The sequence below is a fragment of the Acidaminobacter sp. genome (assembly GCF_030247605.1).
In the GTDB taxonomy this organism is placed as follows: domain Bacteria; phylum Bacillota; class Clostridia; order Peptostreptococcales; family Acidaminobacteraceae; genus Acidaminobacter.
On record NZ_JAOTSB010000003.1, the window covers coordinates 113,577 to 137,156 of the forward strand.

Genomic DNA, 23,580 nt, shown 5'->3' on the forward strand with positions numbered 1-23,580 from the left:
TCTTGACCAATCCACCGGAGGTGTCGGCAAATGAAGCACGAGAGAAATATTTACCTGAGCAATATGGCGCTGGACGAGGCCATCTCACACTATACTAACGCCTGTGCCAGCGGCGAAATAGCACTGGGAGAAGAGGTTGTACCAACCGTGGAGGCGCTGGGCAGGGTGACAGCCGGACCGGTGTTCGCTGCCCTGTCCGCGCCCTGGTTCAATGCCAGCGCCATGGACGGGATTGCGGTGAACGCAGCTTCAACCTATGAGGCCAGCGGGCGGCGGCCTGTGGCGCTGACTAAAGGGAAGGATTACATCATAGTGGATACCGGGGATCCTATTCTGGATCCGTGGGATGCGGTCATTATGGTGGAGGATCTCGTCGATTTGAGCGAGGATCAAGTGGAAATCAGAGCAGCAATTTCGCCTTGGGACAACGTACGGCCGGTGGGTGAAGACATTGTTGCAGGCGAATTAATTCTGCCGGCCTATCATAAAGTGACGCCTATAGATTTAGGCGCCCTCCTAAGCGGCGGCATCAACACAGTGAAGGTCATCCGCAAGCCGCGTGTGGCCATCCTGCCGACCGGCACGGAGATCGTTGAGCCGGGAGAGCCCATGGAGATTGGAAAGATCATAGAATCCAATTCCAGGGTGTTTGAGGGGATCGTTCAGCAGTGCGGCGGCGAGGCCATTCGCCTGGCACCGGTGGCGGATGACTACCCGCTCCTCGTGGACACCGTTCGAAAGGCTGCACAGAGCAGCGACATGGTCATTATCATAGCAGGCTCCTCGGCGGGGACAGAGGATTTTACCTCACGGATCGTTGAGGAACTCGGTGAAGTCTTTGTTCATGGCATCGCCCTTAAACCCGGCAAACCGGCCATCTTAGGCAAGATTGGGCATGCTCCTGTGATTGGCGTACCAGGTTACCCTGTTTCTGCATGGGTGGTGTTTGACACCATTGTCAAGCCGCTCCTCTATACTATGCAGCACCAGCGTTCGCTTCAGCGGCCAACCACAGAAGCGGTGCTCTCCAGGAGACTGGTCTCTTCCCTTAAGAACCTTGAGGTTGTCAGGGTCAAGCTGGGCAAGGTTGGGGATCAGCTGATCGCGACCCCGCTGAATCGTGGGGCCGGCGTCACTATGTCCCTGGTGCGCGCGGACGGGCTGCTTGAAATCCCTCAAAACAGTGAGGGCTTCGAGGCTGGGATGAAGGTCCCGGTGCGGCTTCTGAGGCCTCTCGAGGAAATAGAGAGCACGGTCGTGGTCATAGGCAGTCATGACCTGGTCATAGACCTTCTGGCAGACCAAATCCATACACAGTGGCCGGATGCCGGCCTCTCCAGCGCCCATGTCGGGAGCCTCGGCGGCGTCATGGCAATTGTCAAAGGGGAAGCGCACCTCGCGCCAATCCACCTGCTGGACGAAGCCACCGGAGAATACAACATTTCCTATGTGAAAAAACTCTTTCCTGACTTTACGGGGTTCCTGATTCGAGGGGTAAAGCGAACCCAAGGCCTGATGATCCCAAAAGGAAATCCAAAAGACATCAAAGGCCTGGAGGACCTGACCCGCAGCGACCTTCGCTTCGTCAACCGTCAGAAGGGCTCTGGGACACGGCTGCTTTTGGATCATAGTCTGAAGATCAGAAACATGGATTCGGAGGACATCCAAGGGTATGACCGCGAAATGACAACCCATATGGCGGTAGCTTCAGCCGTCGCTTCCGGCACTGCGGATGCAGGCCTTGGTGTACGCTCGGCAGCTGCTCTGTCAGGCCTGGATTTTATCCCGGTTGGGGACGAGTCCTATGATTTTCTGGTGGCGGCGGCGCATTATGATGCCCTTCCGGTGCAGCGCGCCATTGAGGCGCTCAGGTCTGAGGTGTTCAAGCGGAAAGTCCTGGCACTCGGCGGCTATAGCGTAGAGGGCTGTGGGGAAGTCATAGTCATTGAATAGAATTGCTTGAGAGGAGTCTGGATCATGCTGACACATATAAATGAAAGCGGCCGCGCCAAGATGGTCGACGTTGGAGAAAAAGACGAAACCCTTCGGATCGCCACGGCACGCGGCCGAGTTACCATGCTGCCGGAGACCTTTGAGCGCATTATGAACGGCGGCGTCAAGAAAGGCGATGTGCTGGCTGTCGCCCAGGTGGCGGGGATTATGGGGGCGAAGCGGACCTCGGATCTGGTGCCAATGTGCCATCCTATTTTTCTGACTGGCGTCGACATGAGTTTCACGCCAAATGAAGCACAGTCGGCAATTGAGATTGAGGCGGTCGCCAAGACTATCGGCAGAACAGGGGTGGAGATGGAGGCCCTCAGCGCGGTGACTACGGCGGCGCTGACCATTTATGACATGGTGAAGGCAATGGACCGCACCATGGTGATTGAGGATATCCGGCTGGTGCAGAAGTCCGGCGGAAAGTCCGGCGACTTTGTTCTGGCGGAAGAATAGGGGGCTTTGCTGTGAGAGTTACCGGCATCCAGACAAAAGCCTCGAAGGGCTTGCCGATGGTCAGCCGAGAATCCGTTCTGCTGATCGAGAACACTGGGCTCGAAGACAATTATCATAGCGGCGGATCCCGCCAAGTCAGTCTTGTGGCATCAGAGGCTTTAGAGGCACTGAGCCCCTTGGAGGGTACCGGGCTATGCCTGGAAAAATATGCGGCCAACCTGATCACTGAAGCCTTGGACTACGGTCTTTTGCGGCCGGGTGACCGGCTATTGGCCGGAGACGCGGTTCTGGAGCTGACAGAGGTCGGAAAACCCTGTCACTTTGAATGCGCTTTATTTCAGCAAAAAAGCGTATGTCCGCTGACGGTCATGTCCGCGTTCGCCCTCGTTGTGACGGGCGGGAAGCTCCAGGTTGGAGATGTATTGAGGGTCTTATGACAAAGTGCTCTGTTGGCTGGTCAGGCTGTGAGCCATTTTAATGAAGCTGCAATCCGGTGGAAGAAGGTGACTAAAACACCCTCTTCTTTTTTTGCTTCTTCTGTTGCCTTTATTTGTTATGGAAATGTTTATACTTTCTCAGAAAAAATGTGGTATGATGTAGTACGAATTTATTGATGAATGGAGAACGATTATGGAATATGTATTGCTGTTGATAGGTTTTCTGATTTTGGTGAAAGGCGCTGATTTCTTCGTAGAAGGCTCCTCGGAAATCGCGACATTTTTGAGGATTCCACCCCTTTTGATCGGTCTGACAATAGTCGCTTTTGGTACCAGTGCTCCTGAGGCAGCTGTCAGTATTTCGGCGGCGCTCAAAGGAACTGGTGATATTGCCGTGGGTAACGTCGTGGGTAGTAACCTGTTCAATATTTTGTTTATTCTTGGCATCACTGCAATCATTCAACCCCTTGTTGTTGAGCGGCAGACTATCAAAAAGGAGATTCCCTTTGCGCTCCTAGGAAGTATAGTTCTTTTAGTTCTAATTGCAGATCGTGTTCTGGTCAACGAAAATGCTGTGCTGTCACGTGGGGATGGTCTTATTTTGCTGACTTATTTCAGCGTTTTCATTTATTATATCCTGGAGGTTGCGAAGAACAGCCGCGAGCAATTTGAGTTGGATGACATCGATCCATCACCGACGAATATTGGAAAGTATGTGCTTTATACCATCGGCGGGTTGGTGGCTATTGTATTTGGCGGAGATATGGTCGTAAAAAATGCGATCGTCATTGCCATGGCCCTCGGCATGAGCGAGACCCTGGTTGGCCTTACAATTGTCGCAGTGGGAACTTCATTGCCTGAGCTCATCACTTCTGTCACGGCAGCGCTCAAGAATAAGAGTGAGATTGCGGTAGGCAATATTGTTGGAAGCAACATCTTCAATATTTTCTTTATCCTTGGCATTTCATCGGTAATTCACCCTATAGTCGTGGACAGCAATATTTTAATTGACGCTGTCATTATGATCATTTCAACTGTGATTCTGCTGATCTTCTCACTGACACATTCAAAAATTACGCGGGGCGAAGGTGCAGCGTTTATGTTGATGTATCTTGGGTACATGGCATATATCCTGATTCGGAATTAGTGAAAATTTTAAACTTATTTCTACTAATAATAAGAATCGGATAAATCATCTAACCGAGGGTGGAATCCATGAGTAAGATGTACCAGCGCTATTTGAATGAGAAGCGGCAATGGCTGGAAATGGTCAGACGGGCGGAAATGGTTGATTCGGGCGGACGGCGTCAACGGACTGAGTCCGGGTCACAAACAGCGTCGCTGCCGGATCCGGTTCAGAGGTATCTTAAGATGGCTGGCTTCGCTGACCGACCACTGCCCAGGGCGGGCGAGGTGATCTGGAAAGAGAGCAGGATCAAGTTTGGTCCAGACAAGCCGTGGACGAGTCTGAAGACCCTTCAGTTCAATGCGACACCCTCACCGGTGAGAATGGCTTACATGACAACCAAAATGTTGGGTGTTCTGCCCTTTGAAGGCAGAGATCTTTTTGCCGATGGTCACGGGCACATGCTCGGGAAAATCGCAGGCCTGATTCCTGTGTTCGACGACGGTCGTCAGGAAATTTCACAGTCCGGCGTTGTGACGGTACTCGCGGAAGCTTTTTTGGTACCCGGTTACCTGACTGAACCTTATGTGACCTGGGAAGCCATAGACGAGAGGACTGCCAAGGCGAGGCTAACGGATCATGGTCTGACCGGGGAAGGCATCTTCACCTTCAACGACCTTGGGGAAGTGACAACTTTTGTATCCCGTGACCGTTACTACGCCAATCCAAAGGGCGGCAACGAACGTCAAACCTGGACCGCATATTGTGAAAATTACATAGAAAAAGACGGCATTCGGTTCCCATCTGTCGTTCGGGCGGCATGGAGCCTGCCGGAGGGTGAGTTTGAATACTGGAATGGCACCATAGACAAGGTGGTCTACGATATTGAGGCGTAAAAGGTGGGCGGTCTATGCAGAGACGTTCAAAGCTGGTGGGACGGTTCGCGCCAAGTCCCACCGGAAGAATGCACCTTGGGAACATCTGGGCTGCACTCCTGGCCTGGCTCGCAGTCAGGTCCCAAGATGGTGTGATGATTCTAAGAGTGGAAGACCTGGATCCGGAGAGATCCAAGAAAAGTTATTCTGAGCAGTTGATGAAAGACCTGGACTGGCTTGGCCTGGACTGGGATGAAGGGCCTGGCTGTGGCGGCATCTTCGCGCCCTATTATCAGAGCGAGCGTTTCGGGCGGTATGACGTCGCATTCCGCAGGCTCGTTGAAAGCGGTCACGCCTATCCCTGCTTCTGCAGTCGTGAGGAACGAAACGCTGCGAGTGCGCCCCATAGAGGTGAGCAAACCGGGATTATCTCTGATCCTTGTCTTGAGATGAGTGCTCTTCAGCGCCAGATTGCCATGGACACCAGATGCCATACCTGGCGTCTGCATAATCATGGAGAAGAGATCCGCTTCATAGATATGAATTATGGTGATTTCCGGCACCGGTTGGATATGGCTCAGGATCACGTGGTCCTGAAGCGTTCGGACGGGGTCTATGCCTACCCGCTTGCCGTGGTGGCGGATGATGGGGAAATGGAAGTCACCCAGGTGGTGAGGGGGTCGGATTTGCTGATCTCGACACCTGTCCAGCTTTATTTGATGGACCTCTTGGGATACGAGCGCCCGCGATATGGTCACGTTCCTCTTTTGGTGGATGTCTATGGTCACCGCCTTTCCAAGCGACAAAAATCTTTGGATTTGGGCGCTTTGATTGCTGCAGGCTGGACAGCTGAAGGCATTATAGGGTTTCTGGCCTATCAGGCCGGATTTGCGAACGAGACAGCACCAGTCAAAGCGCGTGACCTGCTTGATCGATTTAATTGGGGAATTATAGGAACTCAAGATCTGGTGCTTTCAGAGGAGGCATTGGCGCAGGCCAGGTAGATTTTAAAGCCAGCGGTTTTCAAGCGGAAGGGAGATGAGACAGATGAACAGATTGGAAGAGCTTCGAGCCAAAGTGGACGCATGCGATCAGCTTTTGGCGGAGACCCTGGAAAAGCGCATGGAGATTATCCTGGAGATCATGAAGGTCAAAAAGGAATTAGCCGTGCCAATTTTCAGCAAGGACAGAGAACGCGAGGTTATTCAGAAGATTGGAAATTATGTCGAAAATCCTGAATTCAGGGAAGAGATTAAAGGCATACACACCCACGTGCTGAGAAGCTGCCGCAGGATTCAATCCAGAAAACTGTTTCCTTATCACATTTCCCTGGTAGGATTCATGGGCTGCGGCAAAACCACGGTGGGCAGGGAACTTTCGAAGCTGCTGGCCATGGACCAGATTGATGTGGATAAAGTGATTGAAGACCGTGCCAAAATGACCATCAGTCAAATCTTCAAAGATCATGGCGAGCCCTATTTCAGGGAACTCGAGCGCAAAACGGTTGAGGAGCTTGCCCAGTACAACAACATCATTGTGTTCTGTGGTGGCGGCGGTATTGTGCTGGATGACCGAAATGTCGAAAACATGAAGAAAAACGGCGTGCTTATATGGCTGAAAGCGAGCCCTGAGGTCATTTATGACCGTATTGCCAAAGAAGGCACAAGGCCGCTTCTGAAAGACGACATGTCCGTATCGAAGATAGACTCCATGATGGCTTCCCGTCTTTCGCTTTACGAAGGGGCAGCAGATCTTGTCATTGACACGGATCATAAATCAGTGGAAGAGGTCAGCATGGAGATCGTTGAGCAGCTGATGCGGCTGGATATTATGCGCATGATCGATTTGAAGTCTTTGTAAGGATTGCGATTCAAAAACAAAAACCCCGTCCAGGGGTTTTTGTTTTTGAATGATGTGCCCGGTGGGGGCGCATGTTTTCTGGCTATCGCCAGCGTCAGGTTTACTTTCTAATGATCGTGACAAGCGTGGTCGTGGGCCGCGCAAGCTTCACCTGAGTCTGCGAGAGTGCCGCTGAGCCAATTGAGTGCCACAGTTTTGATTTCACCCGAGCAGCCGCGGAGGACCTCTATGCCGGAATTGTTGAGTACATTGACCGCGCCTTGGCCCATATTGCCTGCGAGCATGACGGTGACACCTTTAGCCGCAAGTGTCTGTGCAATATTGGATTTGCAGCCGCAGCCAACTGGAGAAGGTACTGTTTCTTCAGCGATGATTTCTCTATTCTCCGCATTCACAGTATAGACGGTGAAGTACTCGCAGTGGCCAAAATGGCTGTCGATCTTATTGTCTCGGGATGGTAGCGCAATTTTCATTTTGAAGTGCCTCCTCTGAGTTCTTTGTACATAGACGCCTATGGGATATTCAACTTATGTCATTAACAGTATAGCGATAATTGAGTGGAGATACAAGGTAGGTAGTACATCCTTTTTCATAATTATTGACAATTTTAAAGTGTGATGTTACTATATGATCATTCCGTTTGGCGGAACTACATATTGATATGTGGAACAATTTTAATTTTATTGAGGTGCTGTCATCATGAGAAAGACTATCAATATCCGCGGTATAATTATTGGCGAGGGCAAGCCTAAAATAATTGTTCCCATCATTGAAAAAGACGAGGTTTCAATTATTGAAAAAGCTAAGTGCATGGTCCATTTTCCTATAGATGTCGTTGAATGGCGGGCAGATGCCTTTAAGGATGTTTCTGATCATCAGAAAACCATAGCAGTGCTAAGGTCGCTGCGTGAGATTTTTCCGAATAAGATCCTCGTCTTTGACTTCAGAATACTCAAAGAAGGCGGGGAGAGGGAAATTTCTCCTGAAGCCTACACGCAATTAAACCAAATCGCTGCAGAAAGTGGTGCGGTCGACCTGGTGGATGTCGCGCTGATTTCTTGTGCTGATGTTGCAGCGGAGAATATCTCCCGAATTCACAATGCCGGCGTACTCGTTATGGGTTCATATCACAATTTAGAAAGTACACCTGAAAAGGCGGTACTTATTCGGACCTTGATGAAAATGCAGGAGATGGGTGCTGATGTATCGAAAATTGCTGTCATGCCAAATACCGCGGATGATCTTCTAACCTTATTGAATGCTACCTATGAAACGGCATCCAAGTATGGGGATAAACCAATTGTGACAACAGCCATGTCGCCGGCAGGCTTGCTGAGCAGGCTTGCGGGAGAAATTTTTGGTTCATCTATGACTTATGGCGCAATAGGTGAGGCGACTGCACCCGGACAAATTTCAGTAGAACTTCTGGATGACGTCTTGAATTTGCTTCATGGAGATCACAACAAATTCAGATTATAATTTAACCAACATATTAACAGAGGTTATTGTGCAGCCGGTAACAGACTGCACAATAACCTCTGCTTTTTTGCTGAAATACAGGTTTTAAAACGTTTTAATATTACGTCGTTTCGCTGGATGGAATTGAAATTTATTAAGTGGAAAAAAACGTTGACAAAGATTAGTGCTGGTGGTAATCTAAAATCAAGATAAAAAACGACACAACGTTCCGCTAGGCGGAATGACGTACGCGGAATTAACTCACACAGACCATCATCCTTCTTAATAAAAGCGTGATTCGTACTGGGTGTTTTTTTATGTTATAAGTTATGCGCCAATCCCAAAGGTAGAGGAGAATGATAATGAACAGCAAATTTTCTTTGGCACATTTGACCGTATTAGGCTGTCCGCCGCCGGAAATGATCTACATAGCATCAATGGCGGGATATGATTTCGTCAGCTTAAGACCAATTTATATGGGATTGCCTGGTGAGCCAAACTATGATCTGGCCGTTAATAAAGACATGATGAAGCTGACAAAAACCGCCCTTGCTGAAACCGGGGTAAAGCTATTGGATATTGAGCTCGCAAGAATTTTTGATGACATGGATCCAAAACGCTACGAGCCAGCTATGGAAGTTGCCGCTGAGCTCGGCGGCAAACATGTCCTCAGCAGCATCTGGACACCCAACCGCGACTACTACCTTGAGAAGTTCGGGGAAGTTTGCGACCTCGCCAAGCAATACGGTTTGACTGTGGATTTGGAATTTGTTCCAATTGCTTCAGTCAATACACTTATTGGCACCGTGGATGTCCTGAAAACCGTCAATAGAGACAATGCAGGCATTATGGTAGATATCCATCATATGCACCGGTCAAGAGAATCCGCTGAAGAGTTGAAAAAACTGCCTGAATCCTGGTTCCATTTCGCTCACCTCTGTGATGCGCCGGTCGAGATTCCTCAGGATCGGGATGAAATGACGCGCATTCTGCGTGAAGCGCGCGCCTATGTAGGCGAAGGCGGCATTGATGTGGCGTCATATATTCACAGTATGCCTGAAATGCCCTATTCCATTGAGCTCCCTAATCTTCAGCGCGTCAGAGAATTTGGTTATGCAGAACATGCACGCCGCTGCCTGGCTACCGCGAAGACCTATTTTGAAGCGAATCCAAGAAAATAGCATCTCCCATTAATTTCTAAATAACATAGCGTAAAAATTGCGTAAAAAATGAATCGTCAGAATTCTTATTAGATTTGGAAAAACAGAATTGACAATGTGAAAAATCGATGCTATTCTGAATGTAAATTTCGCAGTATTGAATCGAGTTCCGCTGAGTGAAACTTCGTAAAGTCTCTTATGATAACTGCCGGGCAGCTGTACTTGCTGACCCGCCTATATGAATGAGGTGCAAAATGAGTCAGAATTCCGAATTCAACAAAGTGGATTACATTGAAATTTGTGAAGTCGGTCCGAGAGACGGTCTTCAAAATGAAGAAAAGCTGCTGACTGTAGATCAGAAAATCGAGTTGATCGAAGAGGTCGTAGCCGCAGGTGCTAAAATTATTGAAATTGGATCTTTTGTCCATCCTAAAGCAGTCCCGCAGATGGCAGACACGGATGAAGTCGCAAAAAGACTCAAGCGTTATGATGGCGTTGAGTACAGAGCGCTGATCATGAACCTTAAAGGCGTCGAGCGCGCTGAAGCCAACGGCATTACGAAAGCGAAGCTCACAGTTTCTGCGAGTAAGGCACACTCCCTGAGCAACTTAAACAAAACACCTGAAGAAGCAGTTAAAGGGTTCGAAGAAGTCGCCAATTTCGCGGCAAAGAAAGGCATCACTATTTCAGGTGCCATTTCCACTGGCTTCGGTTATCCAAATGAGGGTATTATCCCTATTGAAGACATTTACCCTATCATTGACAGCTACCTCCAAATTGGCGTCACTGAGCTTTCACTTTCGGATACGACGGGCATGGCCAACCCACAGCAAGTTTATGAGTACGCGAAAGCAGTTAAGGAAAAGTATCCACAAATTCTTTGGAATCTTCACTTCCACAATACACGGGGCATGGGCCTCGCAAATGTTGTCGCCGGCATGCAGGCGGGTATAACCAGATTTGACGCCTGCTTCGGCGGACTCGGCGGATGTCCGTTCGCTCCGGGGGCTTCCGGCAATATTGCTACGGAAGATGTGGTCCATATGGTAAACGCCATGGGTGTTCGCACGGATTATGACCTCGACAAACTGATCGTACTCGCCAGAAAAGTACAGGATTACGTAGGCAGAGAAGTTTCAAGCTTCATATTAAAAGCTGGTAAATCCATCGTATAAATAAAGGACAGGTTGGAAAGGAGATCTAAAGTTGAAGAAATTGATTTCTGAGCAATTGGTAGATTATCTTGAAAGAAGAGGCGTCGAGCACGTCTTCGGTCTTTGCGGCCACACGGTCATCGCAATGCTGGATCCTTTAAAGGATGCAAAACTCAAGTTTATTTCCGTCAGACATGAGCAGCTCGCAGCACACGCCGCAGACGCGTATGCAAGACTTACGAAAAAAGCCAGCGTCGTTCTTTGTCACCTTGGACCTGGTCTCACAAATGCTGCGACAGGCGTCGCCAATGCATCACTCGATTCCATCCCTATGGTGGTCATAGCAGGTGACGTTCCTAGCTACTACTACGGAAAGCACCCGCACCAGGAAGTCAATATGCACGCTGACGGCGCTCAATACGAGATCTACAGACCGTTTGTCAAAAGAGCTTGGAGAATTGATAAACCAGAGCAATTCCCTGAAATTCTCGACAAGGCGTTCAGACTTGCAGAGTCCGGCAGACCAGGCCCGGTATTGATTTCAGTGCCTATGGACATGTTTTCCAGAGAACTCGACACAAGTCATTTTGAAAGAACTTACCACGACAGCCCAGTGACGATTCGTCCGGCGCTTTCTAGAGAAGCAGCTTACGAATACGCCAAGATGCTGATCGAAGCTAAAAATCCGGTCATCCACGTGGGTGGTCAGGTACTTATTTCACAAGCCAGTGAAGAACTCAAGGCACTGGTTGAATTCCTCGAAATCCCTGTTTCAAGAACACTCATGGGCCAGGGCGCACTTTCTGACCTTCATCCAATGAACGTCGGTGTTACAGGCTTCTGGGGCTGTGATTTCGTTCATGACATTACAAGAAACGCTGATGTGATCTTTGGTGTAGGTACACGTTTTGCTGAAGCAGACAGCAGCTCTTGGTATAACGACGTCACTTTCAACGCTGAAAAAACGAAGTTCATCCAGGTTGATCTCGAGCCGGCTGAAATCGGACGAAACTATCCGGTTGCCCTTGGCGCGGTCGCTGATCCAAAACAGGCGCTGAAAGCCATTCTCGAAGCGGCAAAAGAGATAGTGCCTGAAGGCATTCAGCGTCTGCAGCTTAAAAAAGCCATCGCTGAGAACAGAGCTGCATTCAAAGCTTCTAATGTAGAGATCTCCAATGACGGCAGATTCCCAATGACACCGCAGCGCATCCTCAAAGATGTCCGCGAAGTCTTCCCTGAAGACGGCATCATTGCTACAGATGTGGGTTGGAATAAAAATGGCGTCAGCCAGCAGTTCGACATTACGCAGCCGGATACGATTCTTCATCCGGGCGGACTCGCCACAATGGGCTTTGGACCGGCAGCGGTTCTGGGCGCAAAACTGGCAGCGCCAGATAAGAAAGTTATTACCCTGGTTGGTGACGGCGGCTTTGGCGCAAACCCATCTGTCCTTGCCACTGCAGTGGAGTACAACATTCCTGTTGTCTGGGTCATTATGAACAACAATGCTTTTGGTACCATTGCCGGTCTTGAGGCTTCCCACTTCAACCACACTTTCGGCACGGTTTTCAGAAAACCGGACGGCTCCAGCTACAGTGTTAACTGGGCTGAAATCGCGGTTGGTTATGGCGTCAAGAGCAAGCGCATCAGCAGCGCGGATGAATTTAAGGCAGTCTTCAAAGAAGCCCTCGAATCCAACGAGCCATATCTGATCGACGTTCCAATGGAAAACATTCCGGTTCCTACGGATGGCATCTGGAACATCAATGACATCTATACACCAAAAGAAAATGTTTCTGAAGGTAAGCTGGTCGGCGGTCAGGCCGCGAGATCCAAGCACGTCGCAACCGAATAATACTGCGTTTTTCTGTAAGACCATATAAAATTAGGGGCGGGCAACAATCCCCGGCCCGCCCTGCCTTCTTACTTTAAGTCTGTTACTGCCTGCCGGATTTGCGAATCCGGACACTCAAAATGAGGTGAAAAAATGCGTATTATTAAATGGTTAAATGCGCACTTCGAAGAAGCTTTGCTGACAATTTTCCTGATCATCATGGTTCTGGTTATGGGTTACCAAGTCGCAATGCGCTATCTCTTCAACAATTCCCTGCCATGGTCGGAGGAATTGACGCGTTACTTATTTGTTTGGTCCGCTTTTCTTAGTATTGGATACTGCATCAAGCATCACAGCTCGATCAAAATTGATCAGATCCTTCACTTGCTTCCGCCAGTAGTTCAAAAAGTTATTCTCCTGCTTACTAAAATTGTTAGTTTGGGATTCTTTGCTTATGTCCTCCGTTATTCCTTCAATGTTGTTCAGTCAACTATCAGCAGTGGACAGTTGACCCCGGCATTACAGCTGCCAATGTATATCGTTCACTATGCGGCGGTCGTTGGTTTTGGCTTGGCTGTCTACAGAATTCTTGAAAGTTTTGTCATTGTAGCAGCAAAAAACGTTGAGGAAGAAATTTGAACACATTGAAGAATTAATAAGGAGGGATTCGATTGTCACCAGTAGCATTGTTTTTATTCTTTATGGTAGCGGTTCTATTGGCTCTGCCAATTTCAACTACATTAGGCCTTACCGCAATTTTACCCAAACTGCTTGATTCAACTTTTCCTGCATCGCCTGAAATGGTCATCCGTGCCATGTTGGCAGGTGTTGACAGTTTCCCGATTCTCGCAGTACCTATGTTTATCCTTTCAGGGATCATCATGGCAAGAGGCGGGATCTCCAAGAAGCTGTTCAACGTGTTTACTTATTTCATAGGCAACAAAACCGCTGGACTTCCAATGGCGGTTGTCATGACCTGTTTGTTCTACGGCGCAATTTCCGGTTCGGGCCCAGCGACAGCGGCTGCGGTCGGTTCCATGACCATTCCGCTCCTCGTCAACCTGGGCTATGATAAAGTCTTTTCAACGGCGCTCGTCGCGGTTGCTGGCGGTCTCGGCGTTATCATTCCACCAAGCATTCCTTTTATCTTCTATGGTATGGCTTCCGGTGCATCTGTCGGTGCGCTCTTTATCGCCGGTGTACTTCCGGGTCTGTTGATTGGTGCCTGCTTGATGGGTTACGCTTATTATTACTGTAAGAAAAAAGGCGAAGACAAAGTTAAAATCATGGAAAACTACAATGCTTTGAGATCTCAAGGTTTTGTCACAGTCTTTAAGGAAAGCTTCTGGGCGCTGCTCGCTCCAATCATCATCCTGGGTTCCATCTATTCAGGTGTTGCATCTCCTACAGAAGCTGCGGTCATCTCCGTTTATTACGCTTTCTTCGTCAGTTTGTTTATCTACAAATCACTGAAGTTCAATCAAATCATTAAGATCTTCGTTGAAGGTGTTGCAACCTATGCGCCTATTCTCTTCATCATCGCCGCAGCCCTTGGTTTTGCCCGCGTTCTGACGCTGATGCAAGTGCCTCAGGCGATCGCAATGGCAATTACGGCTACCTTCACTTCCAAAGTTGCAGTTCTGGTTATCATCAACGTCTTCCTGCTCCTGGTCGGTATGGTTATGGATACCACGCCTGCCATCCTGATTTTGACACCGATTTTGCTGCCGATTGTCACTGCATTTGGCGTCGATCCAGTTCACTTTGGCGTCATCATGGTCGTCAACCTCGCGATTGGTTTCGTTACACCGCCTATTGGCATTAACCTCTTCGTCACCAGTTCCTTTACAGGGGTACCGGTCGCAGACATCGCAAAACAGGCAATGCCGTTCATATTCATGTTTATTGTCGCTCTGATTTTCATCACGTTTGTGCCTGCAATTTCTCTCGCGCTTCTCTAATAACTAAAGCAATAAGTTGTTGATGTGGTACACCGCTCTTCGGAAATAAATCTGAAGAGCTGATGTATAGAGAAAAGAGACAAAAAAAAAGAAAGGTTGGGGAAAAAACATGAAGAAGTTAGTCAGCATTTTACTTGTCCTCGCAATGGTCTTTTCGCTCGCAGCATGCGGCGGAACAACGGAGCCTGCAGCACCTGCGGAGCAACCGGCAACTGAGACACCGGCAGCAGAAATGGAGAGCTACTCCTGGTCTGTTGGTATTGACAGCCCTGAAGACACAGTCACTTTCATCTATGCTAAAGCCTTCTCTGACAAACTTGCTGAGCTTTCCGGCGGCAAAATCGCACTGCAAGTCTTCCCTAACGGCCAGCTTGGCTCTGACCGTGAAGTCGCAGAGAGCGTTCAGCTTGGCGACGTTCAATTCGTAATTCAAACTACAGCTCCAATGGTTAACTTCGTTCCGGAACTCGCAGTATTCGACATGGCGAACGTTTTCGCCAATACTGAAGTCGCTCGTAAAGTTCTCGACGGCCCATTTGTCGACAAACTTGACGAAGCTTACGCAAAAGCTGGCTACAAGCTCCTCGGCTTTGCTGACCAAGGCTTCAGAACAATGTCTTCCAACAAGAAGATTGAAAGCTTTGCTGATTTCAAAGGCATAAAAATCAGAACTATGGAGAACCCGAACCACCTCGCTTACTGGCAGTCTCTCGGTGCTAACCCTACGCCTATGGCCTTCTCTGAAGTTTACATTGGTCTCCAGCAGGGCACAATTGACGCTCAAGAAAACCCTTATGAGACAATCGTTTCCGCTAAGCTCTTCGAGCAACAAGATTATATTATCAACACAAACCACATGTTCCACGCTATTCAGCTCGTCACTAACAAAGCATACTTTGAAAGCCTTCCTGCAGAAGTTCAAGCGATTATAGAGCAAGCCGTCGCTGAGGCAAGTGCCTATGCCCGTGAGCAAGCAGATGCTCGTGTTGCAGACAGAGTCAAGATCATTACTGACAGCGGCACACAAATCGTTGAGCTTTCAGACGAAGTAAAAGCTGAAATGGCAGCTGCAGCAGCAACTGTATATCCTTCTATCGCTGAAAAGATCGGTCAAGACCTCGTTGATGGCATCATTCAGGCTGCAGAAGAAGCGAAGTAATCTTCGTACTGAGATTTCAAACCAGGTCTATTGAACTTTAGGCCGTGTAACATCAGTCCGGTGGAACGCCACGGCGCTTCCACCGGATTTTTCAAAAATATACAGGCGTAAGGAAGAGGTTATCAGCTATGTCGGACTCAACTCAGAAAATTGAAGGCAGGCAGTCTGTATTGCTCTTTTGCCTTATGACAGGCGCCTTCTGGTTTTCACAATACGCCTATATGCCTCAGTTAACCAAATATGCCAGTCAGATTGGTGCGTCTATGCAGACCATCGGCCTGATCTCAGGGGCATATGGATTTAGCCAGGTACTGCTAAGGGTGCCGCTCGGTCTTTATTCAGACTATCTGGGCAGGCGAAAGATCTTTGTCCTGATCGGAATCACCATGACGGTATTAAGCCCCTTGATCGTCCTTCTGGCGCCACATCCAAACTTTTTAATAGCAGCCAGGTTTTTCACAGGCGTCGCTGCCGCGACCTGGGTGAATATCACAGTGATGTTCTCGGAGTACTTCAAGAATTCCGAATCGACTAAAGCTATTGGCATTATCAATTCGACTAATCGACTTGGGCAATTATCCGCTTTTATTATTGGCGGTATAGTCGTCGCAGCCTTTGAGGTAAGAGCAGCTTTTGTCCTGAGCGCTGTCATGGGTACAATTGCCTTGGTGGCGGGCTTCAGGATCAAGGAAACCGGCTCAAAAAGCAAAGCAAAAAAAACATTTAACTTGAAAGACATTTTTCTTTTGTATAAGAATCGCAGACTCGTTTCGGTCTCTTTGTTGGGGTTGTTGTCTCAGCTGATCACCTTCTCTACGGTTTTCAGTTTCACGCCGCTGCTCGCGACCGAGCTGGGTGCTGAGAGCTTTCATCTGAATCTGTACAATATTTTGTTCATTCTCCCCCAAATTTTCTTCGCGACGCTCTCTGGGACTGTCATCCGAGATCGATTTGGAGAAAAGGCGACTTTGACTGCCGGATTTGCACTGGTCACTTTAAGTTGTATAATGATTCCGTTTCTAAATCATTATGTTCAGTTGTTCCCGATCATGCTGCTCAGCGGCATAGGAACATCGATGTCATTTCCGCTTCTGATGGGCATTGCGATCAAGGATGTTGATATCGCATATAAATCGAGTGCAATGGGATTTTATCAGTCTGTGTATGCGGTTGGCATGACCATCGGCCCAATCCTTATTGGCATGGTGAGTGGTCATTTTGGACTGAATGCCGGTTTTATGACGGTTGCCGGTATTGGCCTTTTGGCACTGGCTGCGGTTCATTTACCTGCGGCAGGAATAGAAGGCAAACATTAGACGATTTGCATCCAAGCGATACTTTGACATAGCGTTCTATTACTATGGTGTTTAAGCAGTCAAAATTGAAATTGGTTAAAGTACTTCAAAATCATCATTTTGACGAGAAAGAATTCAGCCATTTAAACACCGGAGTAATAACATCCAGGTAAACGCGTTACTTATAAATGGAAGCATGACAATTCGAGGGAGAATTCATATGTCAGAAGTAAAAAATGTCAAAGGTGAAACCACAGTGCGAACCTTATCAAGAGCGTTGTCGATTCTAATGACGTTCACATGGGATGATCGCGAGCTTTCCCTGACTCAAATTTCGGAAAAAATCGGACTGGCAAAGTCGACAACATTAAGATTGCTTGGCGCTTTGGAGTCTGAAGGCTTTATAGAAAAGAATTTGAGAACAAATCATTACAAGCTGGGGCATAATCTGTACTATCTGGGACTGATCGCTAAGGACAGTCTCGACATTAGGACGGTGAGCCGCCCGTTTATGGAAAATATTACACAGCTCACTAAAGAGACGACCAATCTCTATTTGTTGGACCACTATGACAGGATCTGTTTTGACCAGGTCGAAAGTCCGCTGGCTATTAAGCGAACGGTTCGTATAGGCGAGCGCTATCCAATTTGGGCAGGGGCTACGGGCAAATCGATACTGGCTTTTATGGACCGGGACATCTGGGACAACATGAAAGGCCGTTTGGAGAGAATTACAGAATACACTATTGCAGATCCGGATGAGTTTATTCAAGAGCTGGATAAAATCAGATCTATAGGCTATGCGGTGAGTGTAGCTGAGAAGGATTACGAGGTTGGATGCGTTGCTGCACCAATTTATGACGCTTCTCAAAAGGTCATAGGCTGCATTTCCATTTCAGGGCCTAAGTTCAGATTTCCCGCTGATACGGATTACTTCGCGAAACTGGTTCTGGATGCGTCTCTCCAAATCTCAAGGCAGTTGGGGTATTATTCAAAGAATCTGATGTACGCAGAGTGAAGCTGCTCACATGAGCCGCTCTGGGTGTATTTAGTTAATTAAGAGAATCAGCCATGAAAAGGAGAATGCAACATGATGAAATGCATTGACGGCAGATACAGATTGACTGGTCTGCTAGGGTATCCGCTTAAGAGCAGCCGTTCACCTCGTATGCACAATATTTCCTTCTCGGCACTTGGGCTTGAATATGCCTACCTTGCCTTTGAAATTGAGGATGGTCACCTTCCGGAAGCGCTGGACGCCATGAAGGCCTTGCATGCGCAAGGCTTCAACGTGACAATGCCCCATAAGCAAAAGGTGCTTCAGTACCTGGATGAAGTGGACCCGGCCGCAAGAATGATTGGCGCGGTCAACACAGTGTTTAACGACAATGGCAGACTGGTCGGCTACAATACAGACGGCAAGGGCTTCGTCAAAGGCCTTGGCGAGGAAGGCTTTGACCTTAGCGGCAAGCGTGTCGTTCTCGTTGGTGCAGGCGGCGCAGGCAGAGCGGTTGGCGTTCAGGTAGCCCTTTCCGGCATCACGGATATGACGGTTTTCGATGTTGAAGCAGAGAAAGTTGACGAGCTCCTTGAGACTATTCATGAAAACATCAAGTCCGTCAATGCCCGCGGTGAAGTCTATTCCGAAGCAGCGGTGATCGAGGCTGTTAAGACTGCTGATATCCTGATTGACTGTACCCCGCTTGGAATGGATAAGGTCGTTACAAATGCGGAAGGCAAAGAGGAAAACCTGATTGAAAAGTCAACGGTAAATGCGCCGGAAGCTTTCAGACCTGACTTATTCGTCGCTCACATTGTGTACATTCCCCTTGAGACGAAGTTGATTAAAATGGCAAAAGCAGCGGGCTGCAAAACTATGAACGGAATCCCAATGATGATCTGGCAGGGTGCTGAAGCCTTTGAAATCTGGACCGGTCAGCAAATGCCTGTAGATGTCGTCAAGAAGGACCTGTTTGGCGAGTAATGGCATAAAGTGTTATAGGCTTGTTAATTGAATTGTTGTCAAGGAACCACTATATAATGACCAAGAGTATTCTGAGGAGGAAAAAAAGAATGAGCATGAATGTTGACATGAAAGCACGCTATGCTGAGCTTAAGCTTGGCCAGGATGCCATTGATGAAATCGAAGAGGCTTACGCTAAAGCGAAAATAGCACAGCGTGAATTCGAAACCTGGAGTCAGGAGCAAATTGACAGAACCATCCAATCCGTTGCTCAAATCGTTGCCAATTCACATAACTTCCACGAGCTCGTCATGATGGGTATTGAGGAAAGCAACTTCGGCGATCCTGTCAGCCGCGAAGCTAAGCGTTTCAAAATCCGCGGCATCCTCCGCGACTGCCTCAGACAGAAATCTGTCGGTATTATTGAAGAAATTCCAGAGAAGAGAATTGTCAAGTACGCTAAGCCGGTTGGCATTATTGCGTGTGTTATTCCTGCAACCAATCCGGACCTTACGCCTGCAGGCAATGCCATTTACGCGATCAAAGCCAGAAATGCCATCATCTTCTCGCCACACCCACGCACTAAAAATACGAGCCGCAGAACGATCGAACTCATGCGTGAAGGTCTCAGAAGAGTCGGCGCGCCAGAGGATCTCGTTCAAATCCTCGGTCAAAAAGCTAAAATCAACAAGGCGACTTCTGAAGCCCTCATGTCCAGATGTGACCTTATCATTGCTACTGGCGGCCAAGGCGTCGTGAGCCGTGCCTACACTTCCGGCACCCCTGCTTATGCGGTTGGCGCAGGCAACGCGACTATGGTTTGGGACGAAACTGCAGCTCAGGAGCTCAACAAAGCTGCATTCAACACCATGCGATCCAAGACTTCTGACTTTGGTTCAGGCTGTTCTGCAGATGGCAACATTGTCATCCATGAGAGCATCTGGGATGCGGCCCTTAACGAGCTCGTCGCTGTAGGCGGTTACATGCTGTCTGCGCAGGAGCAGGAAGCTATGAAGAACGCAATGTGGGACGAAGAGATCCACAGACTTGCAGACACAGTCGCACTTTCTCCGCAAGATATGGCGAAAGCAGCTGGCTTTGAAATTCCTGAGGATAGAAAATTCCTGATCGCTTCCCATGGTACAGGGGTCTTTAACGCTTCTAAAGAAGGGATCTGGTGCCGTGAGAAGTTGACGACGCTGCTTGCGGTTCACAAGTATACGGGTGAATTCCAAAATGCTATTGATTCTGTCATGGCAATCCATGAAGTTGGCGGCATTGGTCACTCCGTCGGGATCTTCTCATTTGATGAGGACCATATCCACAGACTTGCTATGGTAGCCCGCGTTGGCCGCATCATGGTCAGACAGCCGCAATCCAAAGCAAATTCAGGCAGCATGAACAACGGTATGCCTATGACGTCTTCCATAGGCTGCGGCACTTGGGCTGGCAATGCGACTTCAGAGAACGTTCACCTTCACCACTACATGAACGTGACTTGGGTCTCCAAAGAACTGGATCAGGCAGATTCTCCGTCTGATGAAGAGCTCTTCGGTGAGTTCTACGATCCGGAGCTTGAGAAGGTTCAATATTCCAAGTACTAATTTTGGATTTGATTATGCAATTGATTTAAAGCAGTAATTCTGAATCACATCATCCTGTTTGCGCCGGTACAGTTGGGAAGAAATTCTCGACAATGTGCCGGCGTAATTTTTTTTAATTTTGCGGCAAGGATTCAAAAAATGCGATATAATAAATTGTCTTTATAAAATGTTGCATAAATAATGAATGAAATTATATTCTTGAGGGGAAAATGACCATGCCGAAAAAATCTTTGGAGCCAAACGAAGCAAACCCTGACGAAGGATCTGGCAAAAAGGCCAGGACATCGACCAAACGCGGATCTTCCAAGTCAGCGTCAAAGTCCAAGCCCATCAAGCGTTCAAAGACTTTTTTGAACTTGCCGCTGATCATTTCTGAGGAACTCCGAGAAGCCATTTTGAACGGTGAAATTCCGCTCGGCGGCCACCTGAAACAGGAAGAAATCGCAAAGCGGTTTGACAGCAGTCTGATTCCTGTCAGAGAAGCGCTCAGGACTTTGGAGACGGAAGGCTTGATTACCATGATTCCCAACCGAGGCGCTGTTGTCAGCATGTGGGATCCGGAGCGCGTCAGACAGCGCTTTGAAACGCGGATCTATCTTGAGATTGGGGCTATGCGAAAATCAGTGCCTCATCTGACTGATGAGGAGCTCGTGCGCGCTGAAGAAGTATTGAATGAAATTGACAGACAGACCACAGCGAAGGGGATCAGCGCTTTCAACCACGAGTTTCACCAGATCCTGATCAGCCACTGTGACAATCCCTATCTGATGGAGCAGGTCAATATGATGCACCGCAGCATTGACCGCTATCTGAGATACTATCTTTCCAACGAGGCGTACAACCGCCTTTCTCAAGAGCATCATCACAAGATACTTGAAGCCGCTAAGGCCCGGGACGGGGAAGGCGCCGCCAAGTGGGTGGAAATCCATTTGAGAGAGGCGCTGGATCATCTGGAAGCTACGACGCAGATAGAGTAAAGCGAGAGCGAGAGCCGCGGTCTCTTTGTGTGGTTGGGGGATGGGTGACCATCGGCAGAAATTTTTTAAAGCAATAAAAAGAGGCTGTCTCCGTAGGTGCTGAACCTGCGAGACAGCCTCTGTTAATAGACCGGGAATAAGTGTGGGAAACCGCTTCTCCAGTCTTCTAAAGGGGGCATGTACATGATTGCCATGTCCTTAGGATACAACGCAAAGCTTAAATGAACCTGAAGGGACATTTTCAACTTTCTTTAAGGGTTCTCTGCTATCATGATGACAGGAACGAAGCGGCGGAGGGTTGCCCGGTCAAGTGTGGCGGACCAAAAGCAGGATGGAGGAAATCCAATGAAGGTTTTATTGATTGAGGACGAACGGGCGCTGTCTGACGCGCTCTGCAGTCTGATGAGGAAGAATAAATTGACGGTAGAGGCGGCCTATGACGGCGTGAGCGGTTTGGACGCGGCGCTGACTGATCGCTTTGATGTCATCCTGCTGGACATCATGCTGCCCAAGATGAATGGCCTGGAAGTGCTGAAAAACCTCCGTGCCGATGGTATCGCAACCCCCATCCTCCTCCTGACGGCAAAAGGCGAGGTCACCGACAAGGTGCGCGGCCTGGACGAAGGGGCAGATGACTATTTGCCCAAGCCCTTCGCGACAGAGGAGCTGTTTGCCCGCATCAGAGCCCTCACTCGGCGTAAAGGGGAGCCGGTTCTGGAACCCGGGATCACCTATGGGGACTTGACCCTCGATCTGGGGACGCTGATTCTGACGGGCCCAAAAGGAGAGGTTCAGCTGACCCTGAAGGAGTTCGAGATTATGAAGCTGATGATGGACCACCCACAGCAGGTGATGCCAAAAGAAGAGATGATCATCAGCGTCTGGGGCTACGACGCTGAGGTGGAGCACAACACCCTGGAGGTCTATATCAGCTTTTTAAGGAAGAAACTGAGCTTTCTGGAATCCAAGGTGAGCATCAATGCGCTGCGCGGTGTTGGCTACCGGCTGGGAATGGGGGACTAGGCATGTTTCGCAAACTGAAATGGCGTTTTGTCGTCCTGATCATGAGCATGTTAATCCTCGTCTTTGTGGGGATCTTTGGGGCCATCTATGGGCTGACGGCTAACAGTATGAACAAGCAAAGTCAATTTACCCTTGAGAAGATCATGCGGGCACCGCCCAGGCCTGTCCCGGACAGCCGGGATGCTTTTGGGAGTTTGATTGTTGAGACGGATTCTCAGGGCAAAATTCTGCTGCTCATGTCCTACCTGGAGGTGGACGAGCAGGCGGTGGAGGCGGCCGTGACAAAGATTTTGAGCAAGGCGTCAGCTGGAACCGAGGCTGGGACAGTGGCGGAAGCTGATCGGGATTTTGGCAGAGTCAAAATAGGGGAAACCTCTTACGATTATCTCGTGAGTGAGTTGCCTGACGGGTATAAAATGGTATTGCTTGACCGGACACCTGTTCATGCGTCCTTAAATGATTTGTTGATGGTGTTTATTTGGGTTGGCGTTGGCAGTCTGCTCGTCTTGTTTGGGGTCAGTGTGTTCTTTGCCAATCGTGCTGTAAGGCCAATTCAAGCGGCGTTCGAAAAGCAGCAGCAGTTTTTGGCGGACGCCTCCCACGAGCTCAGGACGCCGCTGACGGTAATTCAGACGCAGCTGGCTCTGCTGGGTTCCCTGGGTGATCCCCAGGAAGCCAAGTGGATCGAAGGCATCAAAACTGAAACGACCAATATGGCAGGGCTGGTCACAGACATGCTGGATCTTGCGAAGCTGGATCACGTGGCTGAACCGGTTCGGGTCGAGGCTTCCTTGAGAGCATTGTTGGAAAAATGCCTTCTCTCCTATGAGGCGATCTTCTTCGAGCGCGGGATAGAACTGTCGGTGTCCTCTGAAGAAGAGGTCATGGCGCGGATGGATCCGGAGGGCATCCGCAGGGTGCTTGTAATCCTTTTGGACAACGCTTTGAAATACACGCCTTCAGGCGGTCATGTCGAGATCAGGGTGAGCCGGGAAAAGCACAAAGCCTGGCTGCGGGTTCGCAATACAGGTGAAGGCATACCGGAGGACCGGCTTGAAGCGATCTTCGACCGTTTTGTGCGTCTGGATGCCTCGAGAACGAAAGCCACCGGGGGCTATGGCCTGGGACTCGCTATTGCCCGCGGCATAGCAGAGCAGCATGGCGGGAGACTGACAGCTTCAAGCCACCCCGGGGAATGGACAGAGATGACGCTGGTGCTGCCGGGGGTTTAAGTGTCTCT

Annotated in this window: 22 protein-coding genes; 21 read left to right on the forward strand and 1 reads right to left on the reverse strand. The window is 49.0% G+C overall.

Features of this window, described 5'->3' with window-relative positions; all coding sequences use genetic code 11:
- Positions 1 to 30: 30 nt before the first annotated feature.
- From OEL90_RS02450 to OEL90_RS02480, 7 genes are all read left to right on the forward strand, one after another.
- Positions 31 to 1,953 carry a molybdopterin biosynthesis protein gene (locus tag OEL90_RS02450; protein WP_300687009.1) on the forward strand — a complete coding sequence of 641 codons (1,923 nt, stop codon included), beginning with the start codon at positions 31 to 33 and terminating at the stop codon, positions 1,951 to 1,953.
- Positions 1,954 to 1,977: 24 nt separating this feature from the next.
- Entirely contained in the window at positions 1,978 to 2,454 is a 477-nt protein-coding gene (gene moaC, locus OEL90_RS02455; protein WP_307730810.1) for a cyclic pyranopterin monophosphate synthase MoaC, read from the forward strand.
- An 11-nt stretch (positions 2,455 to 2,465) separates the two neighbouring features.
- Positions 2,466 to 2,891: an MOSC domain-containing protein gene (locus OEL90_RS02460; protein ID WP_291403412.1), complete on the forward strand. Its 426-nt coding sequence runs from the start codon at positions 2,466 to 2,468 to the stop codon at positions 2,889 to 2,891.
- A 193-nt stretch (positions 2,892 to 3,084) separates the two neighbouring features.
- Complete coding sequence (locus OEL90_RS02465; protein ID WP_300687010.1) at positions 3,085 to 4,038, forward strand: calcium/sodium antiporter; 954 nt, start codon at positions 3,085 to 3,087, stop codon at positions 4,036 to 4,038.
- A 68-nt stretch (positions 4,039 to 4,106) separates the two neighbouring features.
- The gene (locus OEL90_RS02470; protein ID WP_291403409.1) at positions 4,107 to 4,913 is read left to right on the forward strand and encodes a DUF6544 family protein; all 807 of its coding nucleotides are present in this window, start codon (positions 4,107 to 4,109) and stop codon (positions 4,911 to 4,913) included.
- A 14-nt stretch (positions 4,914 to 4,927) separates the two neighbouring features.
- A complete protein-coding gene (gluQRS, locus tag OEL90_RS02475; protein ID WP_300687011.1) occupies positions 4,928 to 5,896 on the forward strand; it encodes a tRNA glutamyl-Q(34) synthetase GluQRS in 969 nt (322 codons plus the stop codon).
- A 43-nt stretch (positions 5,897 to 5,939) separates the two neighbouring features.
- The gene (locus OEL90_RS02480) at positions 5,940 to 6,752 is read left to right on the forward strand and encodes a shikimate kinase (RefSeq protein WP_291403405.1); all 813 of its coding nucleotides are present in this window, start codon (positions 5,940 to 5,942) and stop codon (positions 6,750 to 6,752) included.
- 107 nt (positions 6,753 to 6,859) lie between these two features.
- Here OEL90_RS02480 and OEL90_RS02485 read toward each other — a convergent pair whose 3' ends face one another.
- Positions 6,860 to 7,225, reverse strand: a complete 366-nt coding sequence (locus OEL90_RS02485; protein ID WP_300687013.1) for a NifB/NifX family molybdenum-iron cluster-binding protein — start codon at positions 7,223 to 7,225, stop codon at positions 6,860 to 6,862.
- A 226-nt stretch (positions 7,226 to 7,451) separates the two neighbouring features.
- Here OEL90_RS02485 and aroD point away from each other — a divergent pair, with 226 nt between their 5' ends.
- The 14 genes from aroD to OEL90_RS02555 all read left to right on the forward strand — a co-directional run bounded on the left by aroD (position 7,452) and on the right by OEL90_RS02555 (position 23,572).
- Positions 7,452 to 8,231: a type I 3-dehydroquinate dehydratase gene (aroD, locus tag OEL90_RS02490; protein ID WP_300687014.1), complete on the forward strand. Its 780-nt coding sequence runs from the start codon at positions 7,452 to 7,454 to the stop codon at positions 8,229 to 8,231.
- 341 nt (positions 8,232 to 8,572) lie between these two features.
- A complete protein-coding gene (locus tag OEL90_RS02495; protein WP_300687015.1) occupies positions 8,573 to 9,391 on the forward strand; it encodes a sugar phosphate isomerase/epimerase family protein in 819 nt (272 codons plus the stop codon).
- A 233-nt stretch (positions 9,392 to 9,624) separates the two neighbouring features.
- Complete coding sequence (locus OEL90_RS02500; RefSeq protein WP_291403397.1) at positions 9,625 to 10,545, forward strand: hydroxymethylglutaryl-CoA lyase; 921 nt, start codon at positions 9,625 to 9,627, stop codon at positions 10,543 to 10,545.
- Positions 10,546 to 10,576: 31 nt separating this feature from the next.
- Positions 10,577 to 12,379 (forward strand): thiamine pyrophosphate-binding protein, encoded by a 1,803-nt coding sequence (locus OEL90_RS02505; RefSeq protein ID WP_300687018.1) that lies wholly within the window; start codon positions 10,577 to 10,579, stop codon positions 12,377 to 12,379.
- 132 nt (positions 12,380 to 12,511) lie between these two features.
- On the forward strand, positions 12,512 to 12,997 hold the full coding sequence (locus OEL90_RS02510; RefSeq protein ID WP_300687020.1) for a TRAP transporter small permease: 486 nt from the start codon (positions 12,512 to 12,514) through the stop codon (positions 12,995 to 12,997).
- Between the two features lie 32 nt (positions 12,998 to 13,029).
- Positions 13,030 to 14,319, forward strand: a complete 1,290-nt coding sequence (locus OEL90_RS02515; protein ID WP_300687022.1) for a TRAP transporter large permease — start codon at positions 13,030 to 13,032, stop codon at positions 14,317 to 14,319.
- 109 nt (positions 14,320 to 14,428) lie between these two features.
- Complete coding sequence (locus tag OEL90_RS02520; protein ID WP_300687024.1) at positions 14,429 to 15,478, forward strand: TRAP transporter substrate-binding protein; 1,050 nt, start codon at positions 14,429 to 14,431, stop codon at positions 15,476 to 15,478.
- A 128-nt stretch (positions 15,479 to 15,606) separates the two neighbouring features.
- Complete coding sequence (locus OEL90_RS02525; RefSeq protein ID WP_300687026.1) at positions 15,607 to 16,794, forward strand: MFS transporter; 1,188 nt, start codon at positions 15,607 to 15,609, stop codon at positions 16,792 to 16,794.
- Between the two features lie 199 nt (positions 16,795 to 16,993).
- On the forward strand, positions 16,994 to 17,791 hold the full coding sequence (locus OEL90_RS02530) for an IclR family transcriptional regulator (protein WP_300687027.1): 798 nt from the start codon (positions 16,994 to 16,996) through the stop codon (positions 17,789 to 17,791).
- Between the two features lie 72 nt (positions 17,792 to 17,863).
- Entirely contained in the window at positions 17,864 to 18,757 is an 894-nt protein-coding gene (locus tag OEL90_RS02535) for a shikimate dehydrogenase (RefSeq protein WP_300687029.1), read from the forward strand.
- An 89-nt stretch (positions 18,758 to 18,846) separates the two neighbouring features.
- Positions 18,847 to 20,340: an aldehyde dehydrogenase family protein gene (locus OEL90_RS02540; RefSeq protein ID WP_300687030.1), complete on the forward strand. Its 1,494-nt coding sequence runs from the start codon at positions 18,847 to 18,849 to the stop codon at positions 20,338 to 20,340.
- Positions 20,341 to 20,555: 215 nt separating this feature from the next.
- Positions 20,556 to 21,317 (forward strand): GntR family transcriptional regulator, encoded by a 762-nt coding sequence (locus OEL90_RS02545; protein WP_291403380.1) that lies wholly within the window; start codon positions 20,556 to 20,558, stop codon positions 21,315 to 21,317.
- A gap of 345 nt (positions 21,318 to 21,662) precedes the next feature.
- The gene (locus OEL90_RS02550; protein WP_300687032.1) at positions 21,663 to 22,340 is read left to right on the forward strand and encodes a response regulator transcription factor; all 678 of its coding nucleotides are present in this window, start codon (positions 21,663 to 21,665) and stop codon (positions 22,338 to 22,340) included.
- A 2-nt stretch (positions 22,341 to 22,342) separates the two neighbouring features.
- A complete protein-coding gene (locus OEL90_RS02555) occupies positions 22,343 to 23,572 on the forward strand; it encodes a sensor histidine kinase (protein WP_291403376.1) in 1,230 nt (409 codons plus the stop codon).
- Positions 23,573 to 23,580: the final 8 nt, after the last annotated feature.

Coding starts and splice junctions, on each gene's coding strand:
- OEL90_RS02450 (WP_300687009.1), top strand. CDS start 31: ATGAAGCACGAGAGAAATATTTACCTGAGCAATATGGCGCTGGACGAG.
- moaC (WP_307730810.1), top strand. CDS start 1,978: ATGCTGACACATATAAATGAAAGCGGCCGCGCCAAGATGGTCGACGTT.
- OEL90_RS02465 (WP_300687010.1), top strand. CDS start 3,085: ATGGAATATGTATTGCTGTTGATAGGTTTTCTGATTTTGGTGAAAGGC.
- OEL90_RS02470 (WP_291403409.1), top strand. CDS start 4,107: ATGAGTAAGATGTACCAGCGCTATTTGAATGAGAAGCGGCAATGGCTG.
- gluQRS (WP_300687011.1), top strand. CDS start 4,928: ATGCAGAGACGTTCAAAGCTGGTGGGACGGTTCGCGCCAAGTCCCACC.
- OEL90_RS02480 (WP_291403405.1), top strand. CDS start 5,940: ATGAACAGATTGGAAGAGCTTCGAGCCAAAGTGGACGCATGCGATCAG.
- OEL90_RS02485 (WP_300687013.1), bottom strand. CDS start 7,225: ATGAAAATTGCGCTACCATCCCGAGACAATAAGATCGACAGCCATTTT.
- aroD (WP_300687014.1), top strand. CDS start 7,452: ATGAGAAAGACTATCAATATCCGCGGTATAATTATTGGCGAGGGCAAG.
- OEL90_RS02495 (WP_300687015.1), top strand. CDS start 8,573: ATGAACAGCAAATTTTCTTTGGCACATTTGACCGTATTAGGCTGTCCG.
- OEL90_RS02500 (WP_291403397.1), top strand. CDS start 9,625: ATGAGTCAGAATTCCGAATTCAACAAAGTGGATTACATTGAAATTTGT.
- OEL90_RS02510 (WP_300687020.1), top strand. CDS start 12,512: ATGCGTATTATTAAATGGTTAAATGCGCACTTCGAAGAAGCTTTGCTG.
- OEL90_RS02520 (WP_300687024.1), top strand. CDS start 14,429: ATGAAGAAGTTAGTCAGCATTTTACTTGTCCTCGCAATGGTCTTTTCG.
- OEL90_RS02525 (WP_300687026.1), top strand. CDS start 15,607: ATGTCGGACTCAACTCAGAAAATTGAAGGCAGGCAGTCTGTATTGCTC.
- OEL90_RS02530 (WP_300687027.1), top strand. CDS start 16,994: ATGTCAGAAGTAAAAAATGTCAAAGGTGAAACCACAGTGCGAACCTTA.
- OEL90_RS02535 (WP_300687029.1), top strand. CDS start 17,864: ATGATGAAATGCATTGACGGCAGATACAGATTGACTGGTCTGCTAGGG.
- OEL90_RS02540 (WP_300687030.1), top strand. CDS start 18,847: ATGAGCATGAATGTTGACATGAAAGCACGCTATGCTGAGCTTAAGCTT.
- OEL90_RS02545 (WP_291403380.1), top strand. CDS start 20,556: ATGCCGAAAAAATCTTTGGAGCCAAACGAAGCAAACCCTGACGAAGGA.
- OEL90_RS02550 (WP_300687032.1), top strand. CDS start 21,663: ATGAAGGTTTTATTGATTGAGGACGAACGGGCGCTGTCTGACGCGCTC.
- OEL90_RS02555 (WP_291403376.1), top strand. CDS start 22,343: ATGTTTCGCAAACTGAAATGGCGTTTTGTCGTCCTGATCATGAGCATG.